The sequence below is a fragment of the Chthoniobacterales bacterium genome (assembly GCA_018883245.1).
Lineage (GTDB): Bacteria > Verrucomicrobiota > Verrucomicrobiia > Chthoniobacterales > JACTMZ01 > JACTMZ01.
This window is the reverse complement of the sequence record VEQL01000008.1, coordinates 52,406-74,920: the sequence shown is the minus strand read 5'-3', so window position 1 is coordinate 74,920 and position 22,515 is coordinate 52,406. Positions and strand designations below refer to the sequence as shown.

The 22,515-nt window shown below is 63.4% G+C and carries 22 protein-coding genes; 7 read left to right on the top strand and 15 right to left on the bottom strand.

Features of this window, described 5'->3' with window-relative positions:
• Positions 1-66 precede the first annotated feature (66 nt).
• Positions 67-774, bottom strand: coding sequence for a hypothetical protein (locus tag FGM15_04725; protein MBU3665170.1), 708 nt, complete (start codon positions 772-774; stop codon positions 67-69).
• A gap of 120 nt (positions 775-894) precedes the next feature.
• Between FGM15_04725 and secA the strand changes: the two genes are divergently transcribed.
• Complete coding sequence (gene secA, locus FGM15_04720) at positions 895-3,858, top strand: preprotein translocase subunit SecA (GenBank protein ID MBU3665169.1); 2,964 nt, start codon at positions 895-897, stop codon at positions 3,856-3,858.
• A 50-nt stretch (positions 3,859-3,908) separates the two neighbouring features.
• On the opposite strand, the gene FGM15_04715 is transcribed toward secA, so the two are convergent.
• The 4 genes from FGM15_04715 to FGM15_04700 form a co-directional block, all read right to left on the bottom strand.
• Positions 3,909-4,319, bottom strand: coding sequence for an OsmC family protein (locus FGM15_04715; protein MBU3665168.1), 411 nt, complete (start codon positions 4,317-4,319; stop codon positions 3,909-3,911).
• A gap of 62 nt (positions 4,320-4,381) precedes the next feature.
• Entirely contained in the window at positions 4,382-5,362 is a 981-nt protein-coding gene (locus tag FGM15_04710; protein MBU3665167.1) for an iron ABC transporter permease, read from the bottom strand.
• Complete coding sequence (locus FGM15_04705) at positions 5,359-6,144, bottom strand: ABC transporter ATP-binding protein (GenBank protein ID MBU3665166.1); 786 nt, start codon at positions 6,142-6,144, stop codon at positions 5,359-5,361. The genes FGM15_04710 and FGM15_04705 overlap by 4 nt, the downstream gene beginning before the upstream one ends.
• Complete coding sequence (locus FGM15_04700) at positions 6,141-7,097, bottom strand: hypothetical protein (GenBank protein MBU3665165.1); 957 nt, start codon at positions 7,095-7,097, stop codon at positions 6,141-6,143. Before FGM15_04700 ends, FGM15_04705 begins: the two co-directional genes overlap by 4 nt.
• Here FGM15_04700 and FGM15_04695 point away from each other — a divergent pair.
• The gene (locus tag FGM15_04695; GenBank protein ID MBU3665164.1) at positions 7,060-7,683 is read left to right on the top strand and encodes a hypothetical protein; all 624 of its coding nucleotides are present in this window, start codon (positions 7,060-7,062) and stop codon (positions 7,681-7,683) included. The two genes, FGM15_04700 and FGM15_04695, sit on opposite strands and share 38 nt — an antisense overlap.
• Entirely contained in the window at positions 7,680-8,411 is a 732-nt protein-coding gene (locus FGM15_04690) for a DUF4410 domain-containing protein (protein MBU3665163.1), read from the top strand. Before FGM15_04695 ends, FGM15_04690 begins: the two co-directional genes overlap by 4 nt.
• 15 nt (positions 8,412-8,426) lie before the next feature.
• Here the strand turns inward: FGM15_04690 and FGM15_04685 are convergent, their stop codons facing one another.
• The 5 genes from FGM15_04685 to FGM15_04665 form a co-directional block, all read right to left on the bottom strand.
• Positions 8,427-8,696, bottom strand: coding sequence for a hypothetical protein (locus tag FGM15_04685; protein ID MBU3665162.1), 270 nt, complete (start codon positions 8,694-8,696; stop codon positions 8,427-8,429).
• Between the two features lie 76 nt (positions 8,697-8,772).
• Positions 8,773-9,669 carry a nucleotidyltransferase gene (locus FGM15_04680; protein ID MBU3665161.1) on the bottom strand — a complete coding sequence of 299 codons (897 nt, stop codon included), beginning with the start codon at positions 9,667-9,669 and terminating at the stop codon, positions 8,773-8,775.
• Between the two features lie 2 nt (positions 9,670-9,671).
• Positions 9,672-10,640 (bottom strand): PhoH family protein, encoded by a 969-nt coding sequence (locus FGM15_04675; GenBank protein MBU3665160.1) that lies wholly within the window; start codon positions 10,638-10,640, stop codon positions 9,672-9,674.
• 7 nt (positions 10,641-10,647) lie between these two features.
• Positions 10,648-11,103 carry a hypothetical protein gene (locus FGM15_04670; GenBank protein MBU3665159.1) on the bottom strand — a complete coding sequence of 152 codons (456 nt, stop codon included), beginning with the start codon at positions 11,101-11,103 and terminating at the stop codon, positions 10,648-10,650.
• Between the two features lie 2 nt (positions 11,104-11,105).
• Positions 11,106-11,915 carry a hypothetical protein gene (locus FGM15_04665; GenBank protein ID MBU3665158.1) on the bottom strand — a complete coding sequence of 270 codons (810 nt, stop codon included), beginning with the start codon at positions 11,913-11,915 and terminating at the stop codon, positions 11,106-11,108.
• Positions 11,916-12,025: 110 nt separating this feature from the next.
• On the opposite strand from FGM15_04665, the gene FGM15_04660 reads away from it, so the two are divergent.
• From FGM15_04660 to FGM15_04645, 4 genes are all read left to right on the top strand, one after another.
• Positions 12,026-13,000, top strand: a complete 975-nt coding sequence (locus tag FGM15_04660) for a D-glycero-beta-D-manno-heptose-7-phosphate kinase (GenBank protein ID MBU3665157.1) — start codon at positions 12,026-12,028, stop codon at positions 12,998-13,000.
• Positions 12,990-13,532, top strand: a complete 543-nt coding sequence (locus tag FGM15_04655) for an HAD family hydrolase (GenBank protein ID MBU3665156.1) — start codon at positions 12,990-12,992, stop codon at positions 13,530-13,532. Before FGM15_04660 ends, FGM15_04655 begins: the two co-directional genes overlap by 11 nt.
• Positions 13,520-14,260, top strand: a complete 741-nt coding sequence (gene kdsB / locus FGM15_04650; GenBank protein ID MBU3665155.1) for a 3-deoxy-manno-octulosonate cytidylyltransferase — start codon at positions 13,520-13,522, stop codon at positions 14,258-14,260. The genes FGM15_04655 and kdsB overlap by 13 nt, the downstream gene beginning before the upstream one ends.
• 98 nt (positions 14,261-14,358) lie before the next feature.
• Positions 14,359-16,539: a DNA polymerase II gene (locus tag FGM15_04645; protein ID MBU3665154.1), complete on the top strand. Its 2,181-nt coding sequence runs from the start codon at positions 14,359-14,361 to the stop codon at positions 16,537-16,539.
• Between the two features lie 9 nt (positions 16,540-16,548).
• On the opposite strand, the gene FGM15_04640 is transcribed toward FGM15_04645, so the two are convergent.
• Genes FGM15_04640 through FGM15_04620 form a run of 5 tightly spaced genes read right to left on the bottom strand, consistent with a single transcriptional unit; the run spans position 16,549 to position 22,422 of the window.
• Positions 16,549-17,001: a type II toxin-antitoxin system VapC family toxin gene (locus FGM15_04640; GenBank protein ID MBU3665153.1), complete on the bottom strand. Its 453-nt coding sequence runs from the start codon at positions 16,999-17,001 to the stop codon at positions 16,549-16,551.
• The gene (locus tag FGM15_04635; protein ID MBU3665152.1) at positions 16,974-17,234 is read right to left on the bottom strand and encodes a hypothetical protein; all 261 of its coding nucleotides are present in this window, start codon (positions 17,232-17,234) and stop codon (positions 16,974-16,976) included. Before FGM15_04635 ends, FGM15_04640 begins: the two co-directional genes overlap by 28 nt.
• Positions 17,235-17,265: 31 nt before the next feature.
• The gene (locus tag FGM15_04630) at positions 17,266-17,592 is read right to left on the bottom strand and encodes a YkgJ family cysteine cluster protein (protein MBU3665151.1); all 327 of its coding nucleotides are present in this window, start codon (positions 17,590-17,592) and stop codon (positions 17,266-17,268) included.
• Positions 17,589-18,899, bottom strand: a complete 1,311-nt coding sequence (locus FGM15_04625; GenBank protein ID MBU3665150.1) for a nucleoside recognition protein — start codon at positions 18,897-18,899, stop codon at positions 17,589-17,591. Before FGM15_04625 ends, FGM15_04630 begins: the two co-directional genes overlap by 4 nt.
• Before the next feature lie 52 nt (positions 18,900-18,951).
• Entirely contained in the window at positions 18,952-22,422 is a 3,471-nt protein-coding gene (locus FGM15_04620) for a pyruvate carboxylase (protein ID MBU3665149.1), read from the bottom strand.
• Positions 22,423-22,515: the final 93 nt, after the last annotated feature.

Below are 22,515 nucleotides of genomic sequence, written 5' to 3'. Positions count from 1 at the left end.
GAGCCTTTTCCCGTTCTCTGCGGGGAGCAGTCGCGCCGGAGAAATGTTTCCACTGGCGCGGTGCGATCAGTTCACCGTCGGCCGATTCGCGAGGCGCGTGAGGCGATCGAAATCGAGCGCTTCGACAGCGGTCATGAGTTGTGCAGGTTCGACTTGATCGCCTTCGACCTCGATGAGGAAGCGTCCGCCGATCATGACCTTGATTGAGCCGGACTTCTGAGCCGCGGAATATTTTTCCAATCCTTTGGCTCCGCGGAAGGTCGCGGTGCGTTCGTATCCATTGTCGTCCTCCCGGTCGATGTCGGTTGCCATCCATCCGAACTGGGCCATGGCGCCAAGTTGCCCCATCGCGCCGAGGTCGGTGATTTTGACTTCGAGTCGGGGGCCATCCGGCGAGCCGTAGTCGCCCCGTGCCATGGCAACTTGCACGCCGAACGCCCCGGATTTCTCCCCGCCCGCGTTGGTGCGGTGAAGGCCCGCCAATTCCTCCGGCAGGAGCGCCTTCAACTCCCGGAAATCCACCGCGGGTTTTCCGCCGACCGCAGCGAGCGGGTTGTTGGTCGATCCGCCTTGCATCGCTTTCAACATCTGCGCTGCGGCGGCCATTCCCTGCTGCATGTCATCCGGCATGCCGTTGGTTCCAAAGGCTTGTGCAAGGCCGGCCATGATCGCGCCCTGATCCGGGGTCGTGCCGGGCGCCGGGGGCTGCGGATTCTGGGCGATCGCGGCAGAGGCGGCGAGGAGGAGTGCGAGGCACAGGGAAAGAATGCTCATGACGGCTCAGAACTTACGTGTGCGCGGCGGCCGGGCAAGCCCCGAGGCAGGCAATTTCCTTTGCCCGCAGCGTTCGGGAGGATAGCTTCACCTCTTCGGCGCCCCCGGGCGGGCGCGAGTATGATCAATTTTATCATCAGGAAAATCATCGGTTCCAAGAACCAGCGCGAGATCAAGCGCATGATGCCCGTCGTGCGGCGCATCAACGAGCTGGAGCAGCAATACCAGTCGCTTGCCGACGACGATCTGCGGCGCATGACGGCGGAGTGGAAAGCGCGCATTTCGGCGATCGGGGGCTACAAGGAGCAGCAGTCGGCGCTGGACGCAATTCTTCCCGAGGCCTTTGCCGTGGTGAAAAACACGGCGCGCCGTCTTTGCGGGCGGACGGTCACGGTGGTGGACCATCCGATCGAATGGCAGATGGTGCATTTCGACGTGCAGCTTATCGGCGGCATGGTGCTGCACAGCGGGCGCATCGCGGAAATGGCGACCGGCGAAGGCAAGACGCTCGTGGCCACGCTTCCGCTTTACCTCAATGCGCTCGCCGGGCGCGGGGCGCACCTCGTGACGGTCAACGATTACCTGGCGCGCCGCGACGCGGAATGGGTGGGAGAGATCTTCCGGTTCCTCGGCCTGACGGTCGGTGTCATACAGCACGACCAGCCGCCGGATGTGCGTCGCCAGCAATACGCCTGCGACATCACTTACGGCACGAACAGCGAGTTCGGCTTCGATTATCTGCGCGACAACGGCATGGCAACCTCGCGCGCCCAGCAGGTCCAGCGCGGCCATTACTTCGCGATCGTGGACGAGGTGGATTCCATCCTCATCGACGAGGCGCGCACGCCGCTGATCATCAGCGGACCGGCCACGGTCTCGACCCACCAATACGACCGATTCAAGCCGCTGGTCGACCAGCTGGTGCGCAAGCAGAACATGCTTTGCAACCGCCTCGTCACCGAGTCGAAGGAGCTGATGGAAAAGGGGGATGCCGAAGCGGCGGGCCGCGCGCTTTTCAAGGTCAAGCTGGGCGAACCTCGCAACAAGGGATTGATGCGGTTGATGGAGGAGCCCGAGATGCGCAAGCTGCTCGACAAGGCGGAATTGTCCTTTTACCAGGACACGCAGAAGGACGCGCTTGTTGCGCTCAAGGAGGAGCTTTTTTACACGATCGAGGAGCGGCAGCACGAAGCGGACCTGACCGAGCGCGGTCGCACTTTCATGAATCCGGACGACCCGGATGCGTTTGTCCTGCCGGACTTGATCAACGAGTTCACGGACATCGATCTGGATGTGTCGCTGTCCGACAAGGACAAGATCGAGGCCAAGGCGAAGCGGCAACAGCATTTCGACACGCAGGCCGAGCGCATCCACAACATCTCGCAGTTGCTCAAGGCCTACTGCCTCTACGAGAAGGATGTCGAATACGTCGTCGAGGAAAACAAGGTCATGATCGTGGACCAGTTCACGGGCCGCAAGATGCCCGGGCGCCGCTGGAGCGACGGACTGCACCAGGCGGTCGAAGCCAAGGAAGGCGTGCAGATCGACCGCGAGACGCAGACGCTGGCGACGATCACCATCCAGAATTATTTCCGTCTCTACGAGAAGCTGGCCGGCATGACGGGCACCGCGGAGACCGAGGCCAACGAGTTCCACGACATCTACGGCCTCGACGTGGTCGTGATCCCGACCAACCGCGTGGTGGGGCGCAAGGACTCCAACGACCGCATCTACAAGACGCGGCGCGAGAAATACAACGCCGTCATCGAGCAGATCAAGAAACGCCATGCGGAAAAGCAGCCGGTGCTCGTCGGCACGGCAAGCGTGGAGTCATCCGAGCTGCTCAGCCGCATGCTCAAGCGCGAGAAGATCCCGCACAATGTGCTGAATGCGAAGTTTCACCTGCAGGAGGCGGAGATCGTTTCGCGCGCCGGCCAACCGGGCACGGTCACGATCTCGACCAACATGGCCGGCCGCGGCACGGACATCAAACTGGGGCCGGGCGTCAAGGAACTCGGGGGTTTGCACGTCATCGGCACCGAGCGCCACGAATCGCGCCGCATCGACCGGCAGTTGCGCGGGCGTTGCGCGCGTCAGGGCGACCCGGGCAGCTCGCAATTTTTCGTCAGTTTCGAGGACGACCTTATGCGCAACTTCGGCGCGGCCGACCGCATGACCAAGATCATGGAGCGCTTCGGGATGGAGGAGGGCGAAGAGCTGGAGCATCCGTGGTTGAACAAGAGCGTGGAAACCGCGCAGAAGCGCGTCGAGCAGAGGAATTATCTCATCCGCAAGCGCACGCTGGAGTTCGACGACGTGATGAACCAGCAGCGCGCGGTCATCTACGGCTACCGCAACGAGGCGATCGAGACCGACAATCCGCGGGCCATGGTTTACGAGGTGATCGACGACATGGTGCCCAAAAAAGTCGCGGAGATGCTGGAGCCGGGCGAACAGGGGGAGGCCGACCACGAGGGGCTGTTGCAGTGGGTGAACCAGACGTTCCCGCTCGGGCTCAGGAAAGAAACCGCGCAATTCGATACGCGGACACCGGAGGAAAACGGGAAGTTTCTCGTCGGGAAAATCAAGGCTGCCTACGAGTTGAAGGCGGGCCACGAACAGGGCGATGCGCTCACGATGTTGGAGCGCTACATCCTGCTCAACGCCATCGACCGCCTCTGGCAGGAGCATCTCTACGCCATGGACGGTTTGCGCGAGGGAGTTTATCTGCGCGCTTACGGGCAGAAGGATCCGTTGGTTGAATACAAAGCTGAGGCCTACAAAATGTTCGTCGAGTTGATGGATCGCATCCACGGCGAGGTGCTGGGCAACCTGTTCCGCAGCACGACGAATCTCGCGTCGTTTGAGACCTTCCTTTCCCATTTGCAGCAGAAACTCTCCGGCGGGGAATCGCCGGACGGTGCGGCGGCACGTCCCGCCGCGGCCCAGTCCGCGCAGTCCGCGGAGGCCGAGCTGAAGATCGATCTGCCGGTCCGCCGCGAGGCTCCCAAGGTCGGCCGCAACGAGCCGTGTCCCTGCGGCAGCGGGAAAAAGTTCAAGTCCTGCTGCGGTCGCCTGGCCTGAGCGGTTGCCGGCCGTTTCGACGTGAAGCGCCGTCGGCGCGTTCCAAAGACTCAGCCGGCCCAGTCGAACTCGAGTGGTTTGTCGATGTCGGGATGCAGGCTTTGGTGCACGGGGCAGGTGAGCGCGGCATTTTCCAGCGCCGCGCGGTTGGGGTGACCGGGTGGCAGCGGCACGCGGATCCGGGTGGCGAGGCGCGAGATGCGCCGCGGGCTGTCGCTGGACATTTCCTTGGTCACCTCGATCTTCATCCCGCGCAGTTCGATGCCGTGGCGCGCGGCGAAGATTCCCATGATGGTCGCCATGCAGGCGCCGAGCGCGGTGGCAACGAGATCGGTGGGCGAGAAGGATTCGCCGCGCCCGTGGTTGTCTACCGGTGCGTCGGTCAGGACTTTGCTCCCCGAGGGGCCGTGTGTCGCGGAGCAGCGCAAATCTCCTTCGTAGGTGATGGAAATGTTTACCATGCGTCCAGCGTCGGCATGTTGTGCGACCTGCGCAAGCCGATTGTCGGGGGACGGCGCAGCTTTCAGTTTTTCCGCGTGAGCAGCACGAGGAAGAAAACGCAGCCCAGGGCGCCGGTGACGACACCGACCGGAAGTTCGGTTCCGGCGAGGATGGTGCGCGCGGCGAGATCGGACGCCACAGCGAAGGCGACGCCGACGACGGCGCTGGCCGGTGCCGAAAAAGCGTGGGGAGTTCCGGCAAGGCGCCGTGCGACGTGCGGGGCCATGAGGCCGACGAAGCCGATTGTTCCGCATGCGGCAACAGTCAGCGCGGCGAGGATCGCCGCCAGCGCGATGGCGGCCGTTTGCACCAGCCGCACGCGCACGCCGAGGTGGTGAGCGCTCTCGCCGCCGACGGCGATGAGGTCCAGCGGACGGTGCATGATGCACACGGCCACGGTCGCCGCGATCGCCGCCGGAGCAAGCAGCCAGACTTCGCTCCATCCGCGTCCGGCGAAACTTCCCATGAGCCAGAAAATTATGCTGCGCATCGCACCGGGATCGAAGCGGATGATGATGGCCGTGGTGAAAGCCTGGGCCAGCGCCCCGAGCGCGACGCCGGCCAGCAGCAGCGAGGGCAAGTCCGAAGCGATGCGGCGGCGGCACAGGCCGAGAACAAGGCCCGCGACGACAAGGCTTCCGGCGAGCGCGGGCCAGACCGTGGCGGTCGCTCCCGCGGCGAGGGCGAGCACGGCGCCGAGCGCGCCACCCGAGGAAATCCCCAGAAGGTAAGGCTCGGCGAGCGGGTTGCGGAAGACGGCCTGGAGCAGAAGTCCCCCGAGCGCGAGGTTGGCTCCCGCCGCGGCGGCGAGCAGCACGCGGGGCAGGCGCAACTCCCACAGCACGAGCGCGGCTTTCTGCAGCTGCGGGGTCGCGGGTCCGTTGCGCATCAGTTCGACCAGCGACGGAAAATCCAGCAACGGGGTGGGTCCCGTGCAAACGGCGAAAACCATCAGCGCCGCGGTTCCTGCAAAAAGCAGCAAAAGACGGTTGCGGTTTTTCATGCGACGAAGACGGTGCCGGGTTTCCCGGTGAAAGGATTCGCGGCAATGCGCAGCGAAGGGCAGCAGTAAACAGGTTGCAGGACTTGCTCGCTCATCACCTCCTCCGGTTTTCCGATGGCGTAGATGCGTCCGCCGAAAAGGACCATGAGCCGGTCGCAGAATTCAGCGGCAAGGTTGAGGTCGTGGGAAACGCAGAGGATGGCGCGCTGCTGTTCCCGCGCGAGTTTGCGCAGGAGAACGTGGATCGAGTGGCGGAAGCCGGGATCGAGATGTGCCGCGGGTTCGTCGAGGAAGAGGAGGGGAGCCTCTTGCGCGAGCGCGCGGGCGAGCAGCGAGCGTTGCCATTCGCCGGTGCTTAGCGAGCGGATGTTGCGCGATGCAAGTCCGGCGAGTCCGGTCTGCGAAAGTGCCCGCTCCACGGCAGCACGGTCCTCCCGGGACGGGGAACCGACCAGCGCGCGGTGCGGATGGCGGCCGAGGAGCACGAGTTCGCCGACGGTGTAGTCGAAGAGCGGCGCTTCGACCTGCGGTTGCACGGCACAGAGCCGGGCGCGTTGGCGCGCGCCGAGGGAAGCGAGATCTTGGCCCCGGATCGCGACAGTCCCGGCAAGCAAAGGAATGAGTCCGGTCACGGCGCGCAGCAAGGTGCTTTTTCCGCTTCCGTTGGGACCGACCACGCCGAGGACTTCGCCTTGGTGCAGATCGAAGTCCAATCCGAGCAGGATTTCACGATCGCCGTAGCCGGCACGAATTCCCCGCGCTTGAAGGGCCGGCGTGCTCATGGTCTTTCGAGCCGGGCGCGCAATTGTGCCGCCGCGCCGAGTGCCGCCGGTCCCGGAACGCTGAACGCGGCCGCCGGCAAAACCACAACATTTCCCGTTTGCACCGCGCGCAGATGGCGCCGGACCGGGTGGGTCAGGAGCAACTTCATGGCATCATCCCTCTGTGCCGAGCCGTAGTCGGCGACTATGACAATGTCGGGATCGGCGGAGAGAAGAAATTCCTCGCCGAGTTGCGGCCACGGCACCGCGCTCTCCGAGGCGATATTGCGCAGGCCCGCGGCCCGCAGGATTTCATCGGCATGGGTGCCCGGGCCCGCGCTGAATCCGGTGTCGGCGCCGAAGAGCAGGACCGCGCTCCGGTCGGCAGCCGGTGCCTGCGGATCCGCGGGCGGCGGAGGTGCGGCTTCCATGATGGCCGCAACTTCCGACATCGCCCCGCGTATTTCGCCGAGGGTGCCGGCGTCGATCTGCTGCACGCGCAGGCCGAGTTGCCGCAGTTGCCGCAAGGTGGCCTCGGGAGTGAGCGACGTGGCAAGCACGAGATCCGGCTCGAGTGCCAACACGCTTTCCGCGTCCGGCACCATGCCTCCGGTGATGCGCGGGATGGCGGGCGGCGCGTCGCAGAAGGGAGTGACGGCCGCAAGTTTATCGGCCTGTCCGAGGGTCATGATCATTGCCGTGAGGTTGGGGGCCAAGCTGACGACTCGTTGCGGAGGCGCGCCCTGCAGACCCGCCGTGGCAAGGCAGAAAATAACCGGCCACAGTGCCGTCGTGCTTTTCATGGTTTCGGCAAAATCGACAAACTTGAAGGTTAGCGGCTTGCCCGCCGTTCGGGAGGCAAAAAGGTAGCACCCCGGGCCACGACTCATTTTTCCGTGTGATCCTCGCCGACGAAGGCTAAGGATAACGCACGCCATGACCCCCGCCTCGACCGCCGTTTTGCTGATGGCCACGATGGTCCAAGGAGCCACGCCGCAGCCGGTGTGGTCCGACGCTTCCTTGTGGCGCGATTTTTCCGGGGTGAAGTTGCGCGGCGCAGGCGGCGCCTTTGCGGAGGTGGCTGCCGTCAAGGCGCTGTGGAACGAGCAGTGGCTGTTTGTCGCGTTCGACTGCGCCGACAAAGTTCTCGTGTCCCCGGGGACAAAGGACGGCCTTGACCATTTCAAGCTCGGCGACGTGGCGGAGGTGTTTGTCGCGCGAGCCGGGGCCCCGTTTTATCTCGAGGCGCATGCGACGCCGGCGGGGAAAAAAACGGTTTACTGCTTCGATGGTTACCGAAAGTCGGCGTCTCCGCCGGCGGCATCGCGCGATATCGTGGTGAAATCCGCGGAAACCGAACGCGGTTGGCGGGCCCTGGTTTCGTTGCCTTGGGCGGCGTTGGGCGGGGATCCGGAACGGGGGCCCTGGGAGATCCTTGCGGGGCGCTACGATTATGACACGACGGAAGGAAAGCCCGTTTTGTCGTCGTTCCCCGCGCAGACTTTGCCCGCGGATTTCCACGACAGGGCGCGTTTCGCCCGGCTTGAACTCCGGCGATGAGAACGTTGCTCCTGCTCATCCTTGCCATGTTCTGCACCGGCTGCTCCTCGGTGAGCGTCCTCGATGAAAGGGAATCGGCGCACCTCGCCCCGGCTTCGCGCCCCGCCAATGTCTGGGTGCGTCCGTTCGAAATGCCGCGGCACGGGGAATTCGATGCGTCGCCCGCGCCGGGCGAACAAGACGCCCGCGCCCGGATCGGACGGGCGGTAGCGGAGGGTTTTCTCTCGAAGTCCGACTCGCTCATCGCTCCGGGACACCTTCTTGAACCCGGAGCCGCGGTTCCCGGCGACGGTCTTCTTGTCGAAGGCAAAGTGCTCCGCGTGCAGCAGGGCAGCCGCGTGCTGCGGCTCGGCATAGGATTCGGCGCGGGGCGCTCGCTTTTCGAGACGTCGGTGCGCGTTTATTCGCTCGGCAAGTCGAAGACGGAGCCGTGGCTTTCCTTTGAAACGAGCGGCGGTAGCAACATGGAACCCGGCCTGGCCGGCATGCTCGTGCCTTCGCCGGTGGCGATCCCGGTCGCCGTGTCGCTGGTCGGCGGAACTGTCGCCGCCGGTGCGCTCGGAGTGAAAGGCGTAAGCCAGGATGCTGCACGCACGGGACGGACGGCGGCGGCGCAGGTGCACGAAAAACTCGCCCTGCACGGCTTGGTCAAGAGCAAGGTGCGCGCCAAGAAATCCGGGCGGGTTCCCACGCCGGTCGGCGAGATTCCTTTCCCCTCGATCGAGTAGGGGCTGCCGTCCGGGTCAGGGCTCTTCGAGGCGGCTGCTGTAGTGCCCCCTCAGGAATGCGATCACGATGAGGACGAAGGGAAGCACGGCAAGCGCGACAAAGAGTCCGCTCACTTGGTAAGGCCATTCGCCATAGAGCAGAAGGTGACCGCAGGAGGCCAACAGCCCCAAACCTCCCAAGGCGGCAAGAACCCAAGCGATCGGGAGCAGGCGGCGCCGGAAAAGGTTGCGCTCCTCGCGGCGGCCGATCCGTGTCTCACGGTTTGAAAACGGGTGGTTGCTCATGATTCGCGTGTCGCGCCGGTCGGCAGACAGTTTCGGCGAACGGCCCGCGGGATCAAGCTCCCGCCTCGTGGCAGTGTCATATTTTTTCAGGGTATTCGCCCTGTCTCACCAGACGGCGGATGCTCTCCACTACGCGCGGTTTGTCGTCGCGGTAGGTCACGCCGAACCAATCGGAGTCGGTGGACTCGACGCGAACGGTGGCTCGGGCATCCGCGATCATTTCGGCCACGGCGGAGGGAATGTAGTGCTCGGCCTTTTCGCTTGTTCCGCTGCGGTCGAGGAAGGTGGTCAGGCTTTTCTCAAGAAATGAAAACACCTGCGGCGTGAAGCCCCAGAAGTTCATCGAGACCGGGGTGTCGTCCGCCAACACGCGGTCGCCGCATGCGATCCGGCCGTCCTCGCGCCGGGCGATATCCGTGATTTCCTCGATTTCCCGGAGCAGACCGTCGGGACCGACCTTGCATATGCCGCGGGCGACCGTGCCGTGTTCGCTCAAAGTCTTGTCCAACCGGTAACCGGCCATGACGAAGCGGGCGGGCCGGGCATCGGGTGCCGCCGACTGCAGCAGCGACCCGAGTTGGCGATAGGCGGCCTGACCGTAGAAATCGTCGGCGTTGATGGCCGCGAACGGTCCCGTTATGACGTTGCGTGCGCACCAGATCGCGTGGGCTGTGCCCCACGGTTTGGAGCGGCCGGCCGGCGGCTTGTGTCCGGCGGGCAGTTGGTCGAGCTGCTGGAAAGCGTAGTCAACGGCGATCCTGCCCTCGTAGCGCGTGCCGATCTGCGAGCGGAATTCTTTTTCGATGTCGCGGCGGATGAGAAAAACGACACGATCAAATCCTGCGCGGATGGCGTCGTAAACCGAGTAGTCGAGCAGGGTTTCGCCGCCGGGTCCGACGGGGTCGAGTTGTTTGAGTCCGCCGTAGCGGCTGCCCATGCCGGCGGCGAGGACGAGTAGCGAGGGCTTGGTCATGTCTATGGCGCGGGAGATTCCCCGCGGTGTTGTTCGTAGGCGTTGATGATGGCCTGGACGAGCGGGTGGCGCACGACGTCGCGCTGGCTCAGCGTGCGTATGCTGATGCCCTCGACATTTTGCAGCACATCGAGGGCTTCGAGCAGCCCCGACCTTTTGTTGCGGGGAAGGTCGATTTGCGTGCGGTCCCCGGTGATCACGCACTTGGATTCGTTGCCGAGGCGGGTGAGGAACATGAACATCTGCTCGGCGGTGGTGTTTTGCGCCTCGTCGAGAACGACGAAGGAGTGGTTGAGCGTGCGCCCGCGCATGTAGGCGAGAGGGGCGATCTCGATGATCCCGCGATCCATGAATTTCTGGATCTCGTCGGTCTCGAGCATGTCATAGAGCGCATCGTAGAGCGGCCGGAGGTAGGGCAGGATTTTTTCCTCCAGCGCCCCGGGTAGGAAGCCGAGCGCCTCTCCGGCTTCCACGGCGGGCCGGGTGAGCACGATGCGGCTGACCTGCTCTTTTTTCAGCGCGGCCACGGCCATGGCCATGGCGAGATAAGTCTTGCCCGTGCCGGCGGGACCGACGCCGAAGACGACGTCTTTTTCCCTGATGGCACGCGCGTAGTCGCGCTGGCCCGCGGTTTTCGGGATGACCGGTGCCTTGCGCGGGGAGCAGACGATGCGTTCGGCAGCGAGATCGGTGAATTTTTCCCCGGCGGCGTTGTCCTGCGAGGTTTGCAGCGCGTATCGGAACTCGTGGCGTCCGATGACTGTGCCTCGCCGGCGTGCCTCGTCCAACTGCGAGAAGACGCGTGCCGCGCGCGCGACGTTTTCTTTTTCCCCCTCGAGGCTGATCCATCCTTCGCGCGCGGCCACCCGCACCCCGAGGGCCTGTTCCATCTCGCGGAGCAATTTTTCGTCGCTGCTGTAAAGCGCGGCCGCGGCGCGGGCGTTGTCGAAATGGAGCGTCGTGCTCTCCATCAGGCGCTCACTGGCGGAACCCGTAAACGAGGGCCCAGCCGGTGCGTTCCTCGGGCGAGGAAAGGACTTCCACCACGGCGTAGTAGGTGCCGGTGGCACGCGGCTTGATCTCGGCGTAAGCGAAGCGTCCGCGCTGCCACGATTTCGATTCCGCGAGATTGCCCTGCGCGTCGTAGATGTTGACCCGCAGCGATGCGGTGTCCACGTCCGTGGCCAGGAAGAACATGTAGCTGTTGCCGCGGAAGAGCTGTGCGGTGACGGCTTTTTTGTCACCTTTGCCCAAGTCGCCGCCCCATGCATCCTCGCGGATGATCCATCCCTGTTGGGCGTAAGGGTTGGCGGCCTCGTAAGCGAAGGAGAGGGCGTCATCGACGTAAGCCAGCGCGGCGTCGGGAAGCATGGCGAGGGCGGCGGCCGCAAGCAGAGTGCGGGCAAGCGTGGCGGGGCGAAGGGAAAAATTCATGGTCACTCGGCTTTCGAGCGGATCATCGCGACCGTGCGCTTGGTGATCCCGTTGATTTTGCCGACCGATTCGGCGCTGATGTCGTGCTCGGGCGATTCCTTGATCAGCGGTCCGATTTGCGCGAGCGCGTTCTGCACTTCGCCGACCAGCGGGTTGCGTCGCAGGCGGGAACCCATGGATGCGAGTTGGTTGTCGAAGTGCCCGACAAGGAGCGGTTGGTAAAGGAGTTCGGCCCGTTCGCGGGAATATTTTTCCGCGACGATCGAAGTGAGCGCTTCTGTGCCGCGGAGCCACCCGCCCAGGCTGACCAAGCGGGCCAGTTCCTCGTCGTTGAGTTCGACCATCGCCTGATGGACGTCCTGCAGCGCGCCGTCAAACTCGCGGCGCACGGCGTTCCACTGGCGGGCGTCGGCTTTCTCGATGATGCTGTTGCTGCGTGCGACCACGGATTTTCGCACATTGATCGCCTCGGCGAGGGTGAGAACATTGCGCCCGATTTCTTTCACGCGCTCTCCGTCCTCCGCCTCCACCGCGACGAACCCGTCCGCGATCACGGTTCCCAGAAGCAGCGCGTCCTTGGCCCTGTTGGCCGTGGCGGGGTAGGTGGTTTGCGGGCCGAGTTGGGCGCGCCAATTAGGATTGCCGAGTTTATCGAGCACGGCGAAGACTTCGCTCGGCACGGGCACGACCACGTCGTCAACCGTCTCCGCGGGGAACTGGCCGAGGTCGATCTGCTTGGGCGGCTTTTCCTGCGCGGACAGGGGTGCGGCGAGGATGGCGGCTGAAGCGAAAAAGGTGAAATAACGGCGCATTAGATAGATGTGGTGGAAATTTCACTTGGGGAGGCGGCAAGATAAAGCATAAAAACGTCGCCGTGGAACAAGTCCCCAGCGCCCTGCGGCTCAGAGAAATCATCGGGGCGATGCCGGGATGCCGCGTTCTCGCCGCGGGCGACCTGATGCTCGACGAGTTCATCTGGGGGCGTGTCTCGCGCATTTCGCCGGAGGCACCGGTGCCGGTGGTGGCCGTGGAGCGCGAAACTTTCTATCCGGGAGGTGCGGCCAATGTGGCGCGCAATCTGCGGGCCTTCACTCCCGGTGCGTCGGTCCTCGGCCTCGTGGGCGACGATGCCGCGGGAACGCGGCTGCGCACGTTGCTCGGAGAGGGCAACATCGGAACAGGCGCTGTGCTGACGCGCGAGGGTGGCGAGCCGACCACTGTCAAGACGCGCATCATCGCGCGCACCCAGCAAGTCGTGCGCGTGGACCGCGAGACGGTTTCCCCGGCCGGTCCGGCAGAACGCAAAGGTTTGATCCGCGCTTTGGAGGAGTCTTTGCCGCGCTGCGATGCGGTCATCCTCGAAGATTACGGCAAGGGTCTTTTCGATGCGGACCTCGCATCGTCCATGATCGGTCTGGCCCGCGATGCAGGATGCGTGGTGGCCGTGGATCCCAACCCCGGCAATCCGTTGCCATGGCGCGGGGCCACGGTGGTCAAGCCCAACCGCCACGAGGCCTTCGCCGCTGCGGGCAAGCCGTGGCGCGAGCCTGCCGCCGATCCGTTGGAAGACCGTCCGCTGCTCGAGGTTGCGTCCGTCCTTCTCGAAAAATGGGACACCGAGCAGTTGCTCATCACCTTGAGCGAGCTTGGCATGCTGCTGGTGACGCGCGACGGCACCCGCCACCACACGCCCACGCGGGCACGCGAAGTTTTCGATGTGTCCGGAGCGGGCGACACCGCAATCGCGCTCTATGCACTTTCCCTCTGCGCCGGCGCGACTCCGGTCGAGGCCTCGGAAATCGCCAACCACGCCAGCGGGGTTGTCGTGGGCAAGCTTGGCACGGCAACGCTCACGCCGGAGGAACTCTTGGCCAGCTTCGAAAACCATGCCGGCTGAGCGCCCCGCCGTTTTTTTCGACCGCGACGGCACACTCATCCGCGAGGTCAACTATTGCTCCCGACCCTCGCAGGTAGAGGTCATTCCTAGCGCATGCGAGGCGCTGCGCAAGCTCTCGGAAGCCGGGTTCGCCCTCGTAATCGTCACCAACCAGAGCGGTATCGGCCGCGGATATTTCGCGCGCGAGGATTACCAGAGAGTGCACGAGGAGGTTCTCCGCCAGTTGCGTCCGGTGGAAATTCTCGCGACCTATTACGATGACAGCACGCCGGACCGTCCGAGCGACCGCCGCAAGCCCTCGCCGGCAATGATTATTGAGGCGGCCCGCGAACACGCGCTCGACCTCTCGCGATCGTGGATGGTCGGCGACAAGACGTCGGACATCGACTGCGGCCAAAACGCCGGCCTGCGCACGGTTCTCGTCGAGACCGGCCACGGCCGTGGTCACCTCGACTGCGGCGCCGATGCCGTCGTGCCCGAGATCGGCGCGGCCGCGGATTTTATTCTGAAGGAGGCGGCATGTCCGCGGTGACAGCGATCATCCCCGCGCGTTGGGCCTCGACGCGCTTCCCCGGCAAGCCCCTGGTCGAGTTGCATGGCAAACCTCTCGTGCAGCATGTGTGGGAACGCGCCCGCCGGGCCAAGTGTGTCGATCATGTCATAATCGCCACCGACGATATGCGCATTGCCGAGGCCGCGTTCGATTTCGGCGCGGAGGTGGCGCTGACCTCGCCCAGACACCCGACGGGCACCGACCGCCTCGCTGAAGTGGCAAGGAAGCTCAAATCCTCGCCGGTCATATTGAACGTCCAAGGCGACGAACCCGATATTTCGCCGTCCACCATCGACCGATTGGCGCGTGCGTTGCAGGCCGATCCGGCGCTCGGAATGGTGACGGCAGCGAATCCCGTCACGGATCCCGCCGATGTGCACAATCCCAACGTGGTCAAGGTGGTGACCGATCTCTCCGGACGCGCGCTTTATTTTTCGCGCAGCGTGATTCCTCATGACCGCGACGGGCGCGGAGGGGTCAGATATCTCCGCCATCAAGGCATCTATGGCTACCGGCGCAAGGTCTTGCTCGATTTCGTGAAATGGAAGCCCACGCCGCTGGAGAAAGCGGAAAAGCTCGAGCAGTTGCGCGCCTTGGAACACGGCGTTCCCATCGGAGTGATCGTGGTGCGGCATGGTTCGGTCGGCGTCGATGCGCCCGACGACGTGGCCAAAGCGGAGCGCGCTTTGCGCCGGGCATCACGCTGACCGGCCCGGAGGCGCCGGGATGTGTTTTGCATCCTTCCGCCGAAGTCTTTGTGGTCCATGCTTCCGCGCAGAGCTATGATCGCCGGGTTGTGGCCGATATGTCTCCGGTTTCATTGCTTGAACTCGATCCCGTGCTTTTTGGTGTCGATCCGACAGAGGGGATCGTGGCGGTCGAATTTGCCGCTCCGGACCATGTTCACATTTACCGGCGCGACGGGGATAAAACGACGGTCGAGGAGGCAACGCACAAGCCGTTCGCCTGGGCCACGGAGCCGTTGCCGGGAAATTCGAGGGAATTGGCCGGCAAAAATGCTTTTCGTTTCACCGTCGCCTTTGACAGTGCTGCACAGTTTTCCACAGCGAAGGCCGCATACAAAAAGCAAGTGTTCGCGCTGAACGATCTCGCGCACCAATACCTGCTGCAGAGCGGGCGGACATTGTTCAAAGGCATGGCGTTCCAGGATCTGCGTAGGATGCAGGTGGACATCGAGACATTCACCGGCGCGGATGGTGTCATGTCCGATTCGGCCAAAGACCCGCTGTTGGCCATTTCGCTGAGCGACAGTTCGGGATGGGAGGAGATCCTCGTGGTGGATGATCCTTCGGACGAAGCGCAGGAAAAAGAGGTGCTGGAAAAATTCGTCGCTTTGGTGCGGCAGCGCGATCCGGATGTCATCGAGGGGCACAACATATTCAAATTCGACCTGCCCTATCTCGAGACGCGGGCGCGCAAGCACAAGGTGAAGCTGGACCTTGGACGCGACGGCAGCGCGCTGAGGTCGCATCCGTCGAGGCTGCAGATCGCCGAGAGGCTGATCCAATACCGCAAGTTCGAGATCCACGGACGCCACATTGTGGACACGCTGTTTCTCGTCCAATTCCATGATGTGGGAGCGCGCGAGCTGGAAAGTTTCGGACTCAAAGCTGCCGCGCGTCATTTCGGCGTGGCGGAAGATGACCGGATCGAGCTCGGTGCACGCGAGATCACGGAGGCGCATGACAAGAAGCGCGAGACATTCACGCAGTATGCCCTGCAAGACGTGCGCGAGACTCGGGCGCTGTCCGCGGCGTTGAGTCCGGCGTGGTTCACGCAGACGGCGATCTTTCCCTACAACTACCAGGATGTGGTCATTCGCGGGAACGCAACAAAGATCAACAGCCTGTTTTTGCGCGAATACCTGCGCCAAGGACAGTCGGTCCCGTCATTGCCCGAGGTGCGCCGGTTCGAGGGTGGATACACTGACATTTTTTTCACCGGCGTGGCGCGTGATGTGTGGCATTGCGACATTGCCTCGCTCTATCCGTCCGTCATGCTTTCGTTCGGGCTTTTTCCGAAGGCGGACACGCTCGGGGTCTTCGGCGAGATGCTGGCGCGGTTGCGCAAGTTCCGGCTTGAAGCAAAGGCGGCCATGCGTTCGGCCAAGGGCGCGCAGAAAGCGCACCTCGACGCGTTGCAGGGAACCTTCAAAATCCTCATCAACAGCTTTTACGGATATCTTGGCTTTGCGCAGGGAAATTTCGCCGATTTCGAGGCTGCTGCGGCGGTCACGGCGAAAGGACGAGAGTTGCTGCGCGGGATGGTGGATTGGTTGCGCCAGCGCGGGGCGGACGTCATCGAGATCGACACGGACGGCATTTATTTCACGCCGCCGAAGGACGCGACGTGGCACGGTCTTTACCGGGAACTGGCGGCCACTTTGCCCGAGGGCATCGAGGTCGAATTCGACGCGCGTTATGCGGCGATGTTCAGCTACAAGGCGAAGAATTATGCGCTTCTTTCGGAGGACGGAAAGTTGTCGATCAAGGGCGCGGCTTTGAAATCGCGCGGGCTGGAAAAATTCCAGCGGATCTTCATCGAGCGTGCGGTGCGGGCGTTGCTCGAGGGCAAACCCGAGGTGATTCCATCCATGCACGCGGAGTTCGCCAAAGCGCTGCGCGATCGCAGTTGGGATGCGGAGATGTTTGTCAAAACCGAGGCGCTGCAGGATTCGCTCGAAGCTTACCAGAAGAAGATCGCGGCTTCGTCGAGGAATCGCTCGGCTGCTTTCGAGTTGGCGCTGCGAAGCGGGCGCAAGATGCAGGCGGGCGACCGTGTGACTTATTACATCACCGGCACAAAGAAGACGGTGAAGGCTTACGAGAGCGCGAGGCTGCTCGAAGAGTGGAATCCCAAACAGCGCGACGAGAACACGGCATACTATCTGTCCAAGCTCGAGGATCTGGCCGCCAAGTTCGAGGCGTTCGTTCCGGCCGGCGCGGGTGGTGACCGGTTGCTTTAAATCGGTCGCTTACTTCAGCGGATTGCGCCAGCGCAGGCCGTCGAAGCGGGAGAAGTCGGTGTCGTTGCTGTGCAGTTCGGCCTGGTTCTCCACCGCGAGCGCGGCGAGTTGGGCGTCCGTGGTTAGATTGCCAGCCGCGCCGATTTTTTCGAGATAACCGAAAAAAAGTCCGGCAAACTTCGGTCCGGGTTGCAGAACGACGACAGCCGGCTGATCAAGCCATGACCGCACGAGGTCAACGGCATCATCGGGGAAAAGCGGTTCCGCGGTAATGCGTGGATGGGTCATGAGCCGGATAAATCCGGAGGAGGTGATCCATGGAAGGCCGACGGGTGTGTTCGCGTTAAGTGTGGCTTCCCACCAAGCCTTGGCGGGTGCGTGTCGCACGGCTTGCTTGTTGTATGCGTAAACCAGCAGGTTGACGTCGGGGATGATCACTTGGATTTGGATTTTCCGATGAATTCATCGACCTCGAGTTCGTCCACCAACTGATTGAGCTTGGTCTGGTCGATTCCCGGCAGGAATGCCGAGGAGTGCGCTTTGACCCGAAATGGCGTGCGCTGCTTGTCTCTTTTTAGTCCGAAACCCAGACGTAGGCGTTCATTGACGACTTCCTTGAAGGACTTTTTCCCCGAGGCCAACTCCTGCCGCAGGCGCTGGGCCACATCGGAGTCCAGAGAAAGCGTTGTTCTCATACCGGACATCAAGCATCGCCAGTCAATGATGTCAAGGCATCACCTCGATCGCCTCGCATTTTTCCCGCCATCCGTCGAAGCGCCATTTGTTCGGGAAGTCGCGGCATTGCTGCGGTTTGACCGGCTGGATGGTGCAGGTGTTGATGCCCTCGAGGAAAATGCAGGAGCCGTCGGGGTTCGATTTCAGCATGAGGCCCGACCTGCTCGGACGAAGTTCGGTGTGACGCTCGATGAATTCGTCGTCGGCCATTCCCAAAAAATTTGCGATGGCGGTGATTTCATTTTCATCAACCCGGACAAAGCCCGGCCAGCGGCAGCAGTTGCCGCAGCGCTGGCAGAGATAGCGCGGTTCGCTCACCCGAAAACCAGACGGCAGACGGCGATGGATGCGATGACGCCGGCAAGATCGGCGAGGAGTCCGGCAGGAACGGCGTGGCGGGTGCGGCGGATTGCAACCGAACCAAAATAGACTGCAATGACGTAAAATGTCGTCTCCGTGCTTCCCATGATGGTTCCCGCCATGCGCGCAATGATGCTGTCCGGCCCGTGCGCGCCGACCAACTCGGTGAAAATCCCCATCGTCCCGCTGCCGCTGAGCGGGCGCATGAACACGAGCGGCAGAAGCTCCGTCGGGAAACCGATGGCGGAGAAGAGCGGATCCAGTCCGCGGCTCAACATGTCGATGCCACCGGCGCCGCGGAACATGCCGACGGCCGCGAGGATGGCCACGAGGAAGGGAATGATGCGCAGTGCGACTTGCAAGCCTTCCTTGGCGCCCTCGACGAATTCCTCATAGACGGGAACGCGGCGAAGCGCGGCGTAGAGCGGGAAGAACGAGAGGAGGAACGGAATCGCGAGCAACGAAATCGCTTCGACATAGGAGGCGAAGATCCCGCGGTTGCCGTCATAGCCGGCGCCCGCCGTGCGCCAGAGCAGGAACAGGAAAAACGCCCCGAAGATCGCGAGCAGAAGGCGCGCGCGCCAAGCGAGAGGCTCTGGCGGCGGGGTGGCGACAGCCGAGGGTTGCTCTTCTTCTTCCTTTTTCTTCGCCGTTTCGTCTTCGGCCGTGACTGGCGGCAATTTGTAAAAAGGAAGTTTTTCCAGCGTTTTGACCGAGATCAGCCCGACGAGCGTCGAGCAGGCGGTGGCGACGAGTGCTGTGCCGATGATCGCCGTGGGTTGGACCGATCCGGCGGCGGCGAGGACGGCAACGGCACTGGCAGGGATAAGTTGCACCGAGCTGGTGTTGAGGGCGAGGAAAGTGCACATCGCGTTGGTCGCCGTGCCGGGGCGCGGATTGAGCTTCTCGAGATCCTGCATGGCGCGCAGCCCGAGGGGGGTGGCGGCGTTGGCCAGTCCGAGCATGTTCGCGGCCATGTTCATGATCATGGACCCCATGGCCGGATGTTCGGCGGGAACGTCCGGGAAAATGCGCGTCATGATCGGACGCAGCAGCTTGGCGATGGCGTGGATGAGTCCGGATTTTTCGGCCAAGCGCATAATGCCCAGCCACAGCGCCATGACGCCGGCGAGCGGCAGGGCGATGGTCATCACCGACGTCTTGCACGCCTCGAACGCGGCGGCGGTGACTTCCTTGAGTTGTCCCGTCGCTCCGCCGAGCAGAACGGCCGCGAGCACCAATCCGAGCCAGATGTAATTCAGCACGGGGCTGGTCTAAAGCGTGGGAGCTCCGCAGGCAAGCAGCGGCACCGCTGTGCTACTCGCGCATCCTGACAAGCAGGTCGCCGGCATCGACGGCATCCCCGGTCGCGACGAGGACCTCTTCCACCGAACCGTCGCAGGGCGCGTAGAGTGTGGTCTGCATTTTCATCGCTTCGAGTGTGAGAAGCTTGTCCCCCTTGGCCACGCGCGCGCCGTTGCCCGGCCCGACGCTCGTGACCATGCCCGGTATCGGTGCGCCGATTTCGAGCGGCTTCGACGGGTTGGCTTTGGCGCGGGTCTTTTTGGCGGTCTGCAGCGATTTGTCGATGATGGTGACTTCGCGCGGCATGCCGTTGAGTTCGAAGAACACGATGCGATGTCCGTCCTTGTCGGCGGGACCGAGGTTGACCAGCTTGATGAAAAGCGTTTTGCCCTGCTCGATTTCCACGGCGATCTCCTCACCGGGCTTGAGTCCGTAGAAAAAGGCCGGCGTGGGAAGGACGCTGACGTCGCCGTATTCGCGCTCGAATTTGCTGAATGCGGCGAACACGTCGGGATACATCAAATAGCTGTAGAGATCGTCATCGTGGGGCTGTTGCTTGAGCTTGGCGGCAAGTTCGGCGCGCACTTTTTCGAGGTGAACCTTGGGTGCGCGGGCCGGCTTCGCGGCGGCCTTGCCGAGCACGGCCTTGACCACGTCCTTGGGCCACCCGCCCATGGGTTGTCCGAGTCCGCCGGCCAGCATGTCCTTGACCGACTCGGGAAAAGGCGTCCCGGGCGGAAGGTTCGGAACATCGGCGGGTTTGATCCCGCGCGTGAAAAGAAACAGCGCCATGTCGCCAACGACTTTGCTGGACGGCGTGACTTTGACGATGTCGCCGAACAGCTTGTTCACCTCGGCGTAGCAGCGGGCGATTTCCGGCCAGCGGTGGCCAAGGCCCATCGAGGCGGCCTGTTCCTTGAGGTTGGTGAATTGCCCGCCGGGCATTTCGTGCAGATAAACCTCGGCGCTGCCGGTGCGCGGGGCGGTGTCGAACGGCGCGTAGAAAGTCCTAGCCTGCTCCCAGTAGTCGGCGAACTCGTTCAAGGCGTCGAGATCGAGGCCGCTGTCATGCGGCGTGTGCTGCAGCGCGGCCACGAGGCTGTTGAGGTTGGGTTGCGACGTCGAGCCGGACATCGAGCTGATGGCCGAGTCCGCGATGTCCGCCCCCGATTCGATCGCGGCGAGGACGGACGCTGCATTCACGCCGCTGGTGTCGTGCGTGTGGAAGTGGATCGGAAGGTCGGTCTCCGCGCGCAGGGATTTGATCAGCGCCTTGGCCGCGAACGGACGGCAGAGCCCCGCCATGTCCTTGATGGCGATGAAATGCGCGCCCATTTTTTCCAGCTCTTTCACCAGCTTGATGTAATATTTGAGCGAGTATTTCGTGCGCTGCGGGTCGAGGATGTCGCCGGTGTAGCAGACCGTGCCCTCGCACACGGCGCGCGTCTCGCGCACGGCTTCCATCGCCGCACGCATGTTGGAGAGATCGTTCAACGAGTCGAACACGCGGAAGATGTCCATACCGCTCTCCGCGGCATGGCGGATGAAACCTGACACGACGTTCGGCGGGTAATTCGAGTAGCCGACCGCGTTCGATCCGCGCAGCAGCATCTGGAAGCAAATGTTGGGGATCTTGGCCCGCAGGGCGCGCAAACGCTCCCACGGATCTTCGCGAAGGAAGCGCATCGAGGCGTCAAATGTCGCGCCGCCCCACATTTCGACGCTGAACAGCTGCGGTGTGCGCCGCGCCACGGCGTCCGCCATCAGCAGCATGTCGTGGGTGCGCACGCGCGTGGCGAGGAGCGACTGGTGGGCGTCGCGGAAGGTCGTGTCGGTGAAAAGCGCCCGCTTCTGCCTGCGCGTCCAAGAGGCGAACTTCTCCGGTCCGAGTTCGATCAACTTCTGGCGCGTGCCGGGCGGGGGGAGGATGCGCAAATCGACGGCGGGAAGCGGCGCGGGCGCCAACCGGGCGGAAGGCCGGTAGCCTTTGGCTTCGGCGTTGCCGTTGACCGTCACGTCGGCCAGGAATTGCATGAGTTTCGTCGCGCGATCGCGCCGCGGTTTGAAGTCGAAGAGGGCCGGCGTTTTGTCGATGAAGGTCGTGGTTGCGTCACCGGCCCGGAAGACCGGATTGGTCACGACATTCTCGAGGAAAGGTATGTTGGTCTTCACGCCACGGATGCGGAACTCGCGCAGCGCACGGTGCATGCGGTCGAGCGCCACCGGGAACGTCTGCCCCGAGGCCGTGATCTTCACCACCAGCGAGTCGTAGAACGGCGTGATCGAACTGCCCGTTGTGCCCATACCCGAGTCCAGGCGGATTCCGAATCCGGCGGCGCTGCGGTAGGTGATGATCTTGCCGTAGTTCGGCGTGAAGTTGTTGGCGGGATCCTCGGTCGTCACGCGGCACTGCACGGCGAAACCGTTGCGCGGGATGTTTTCCTGCGCCGGCAGCGCAAGCTCGGGTCCGTGCAGGCGCGCGCCGGCGGCGACGAGGATCTGCGAGCGAACGAGGTCGATCCCCGTGATCTGCTCCGTCACGGTGTGCTCGACCTGGATGCGCGGGTTCATCTCGATGAAGAACCACTCACGGCGGTCCGCGTCATAGAGGAATTCCACCGTGCCCGCGTTGTTGTAGCCGATGCCCTTGGCGATCTCGACCGCGGCGTTGCAGAGGTCCGTGCGCACTTTGTCGGGCAAGTTCACCGACGGCGCGACTTCGACGACTTTCTGGTGTCGGCGCTGGATCGAGCAGTCGCGCTCGTGCAGGTGCAGCACGCCCCCGTGCGAGTCGCCGAGAATCTGCACCTCGATGTGTTTGGCTCTCGGGATGTATTTCTCGAGGAAGACCGCCGGGTTGCCGAAAGCGCGGCCTGCTTCGTTGCGCGCCTCGTCGAGCAAGGGGACGAGTTCGCTTTCCTTGCGCACCACACGCATGCCGCGTCCGCCACCGCCGAAAGCCGCTTTGATGATGAGGGGGAAGCCGATTTTTTTCGCGATCTTGATGGCCTCCGCGCGGTCTTCCACCGGATCTTCCGTGCCGGGCAGCACCGGAACGCCGAGTTTCACGGCCAGCGATCGCGCGGCCGTTTTGTCGCCCATCATTTCCAAAAGATCGGGGCGCGGGCCCACGAAGGTGATCCCCGCCTCGCCGCAGGCGCGGGCAAACTCGGCGTTTTCCGAGAGGAACCCGTAGCCCGGATGCACCATGTGCGCGCCGCGCTCGCGTGCGATGCCGACGATGCTCTCGATGTCGAGGTAAGCGCCGACTGGTCCTTTGCCGCGGCCCACGACATACGCTTCGTCGGCTTTGAAGCGGTGGATGGAAAAACGGTCCTCCTCCGCGTAGACCGCGATGGTGCGCATGCCGAGTTCGTTGGCCGCCCGGAAAACGCGGATGGCGATCTCGCTGCGGTTGGCGACGAGAAGTGTGCGCGCCGAGACGTCGATGGCCGGGGTGACGGAAGAATTTTTGGACGGCATAAAACACGAATTCTTATGCCGCGAGGCGGGGCTTGGCAACGTCGTGTGCAACTTGACCTTGAGCCGCGCGCCCCGTGAAGGCATTGCTTTGTG

Coding starts and splice junctions, on each gene's coding strand:
- FGM15_04725 (MBU3665170.1), bottom strand. CDS start 774: ATGAGCATTCTTTCCCTGTGCCTCGCACTCCTCCTCGCCGCCTCTGCC.
- secA (MBU3665169.1), top strand. CDS start 895: ATGATCAATTTTATCATCAGGAAAATCATCGGTTCCAAGAACCAGCGC.
- FGM15_04715 (MBU3665168.1), bottom strand. CDS start 4,319: ATGGTAAACATTTCCATCACCTACGAAGGAGATTTGCGCTGCTCCGCG.
- FGM15_04710 (MBU3665167.1), bottom strand. CDS start 5,362: ATGAAAAACCGCAACCGTCTTTTGCTGCTTTTTGCAGGAACCGCGGCG.
- FGM15_04705 (MBU3665166.1), bottom strand. CDS start 6,144: ATGAGCACGCCGGCCCTTCAAGCGCGGGGAATTCGTGCCGGCTACGGC.
- FGM15_04695 (MBU3665164.1), top strand. CDS start 7,060: ATGACCCCCGCCTCGACCGCCGTTTTGCTGATGGCCACGATGGTCCAA.
- FGM15_04690 (MBU3665163.1), top strand. CDS start 7,680: ATGAGAACGTTGCTCCTGCTCATCCTTGCCATGTTCTGCACCGGCTGC.
- FGM15_04685 (MBU3665162.1), bottom strand. CDS start 8,696: ATGAGCAACCACCCGTTTTCAAACCGTGAGACACGGATCGGCCGCCGC.
- FGM15_04680 (MBU3665161.1), bottom strand. CDS start 9,669: ATGACCAAGCCCTCGCTACTCGTCCTCGCCGCCGGCATGGGCAGCCGC.
- FGM15_04675 (MBU3665160.1), bottom strand. CDS start 10,640: ATGGAGAGCACGACGCTCCATTTCGACAACGCCCGCGCCGCGGCCGCG.
- FGM15_04670 (MBU3665159.1), bottom strand. CDS start 11,103: ATGAATTTTTCCCTTCGCCCCGCCACGCTTGCCCGCACTCTGCTTGCG.
- FGM15_04665 (MBU3665158.1), bottom strand. CDS start 11,915: ATGCGCCGTTATTTCACCTTTTTCGCTTCAGCCGCCATCCTCGCCGCA.
- FGM15_04660 (MBU3665157.1), top strand. CDS start 12,026: ATGCCGGGATGCCGCGTTCTCGCCGCGGGCGACCTGATGCTCGACGAG.
- FGM15_04655 (MBU3665156.1), top strand. CDS start 12,990: ATGCCGGCTGAGCGCCCCGCCGTTTTTTTCGACCGCGACGGCACACTC.
- kdsB (MBU3665155.1), top strand. CDS start 13,520: ATGTCCGCGGTGACAGCGATCATCCCCGCGCGTTGGGCCTCGACGCGC.
- FGM15_04645 (MBU3665154.1), top strand. CDS start 14,359: ATGTCTCCGGTTTCATTGCTTGAACTCGATCCCGTGCTTTTTGGTGTC.
- FGM15_04635 (MBU3665152.1), bottom strand. CDS start 17,234: ATGAGAACAACGCTTTCTCTGGACTCCGATGTGGCCCAGCGCCTGCGG.
- FGM15_04620 (MBU3665149.1), bottom strand. CDS start 22,422: ATGCCGTCCAAAAATTCTTCCGTCACCCCGGCCATCGACGTCTCGGCG.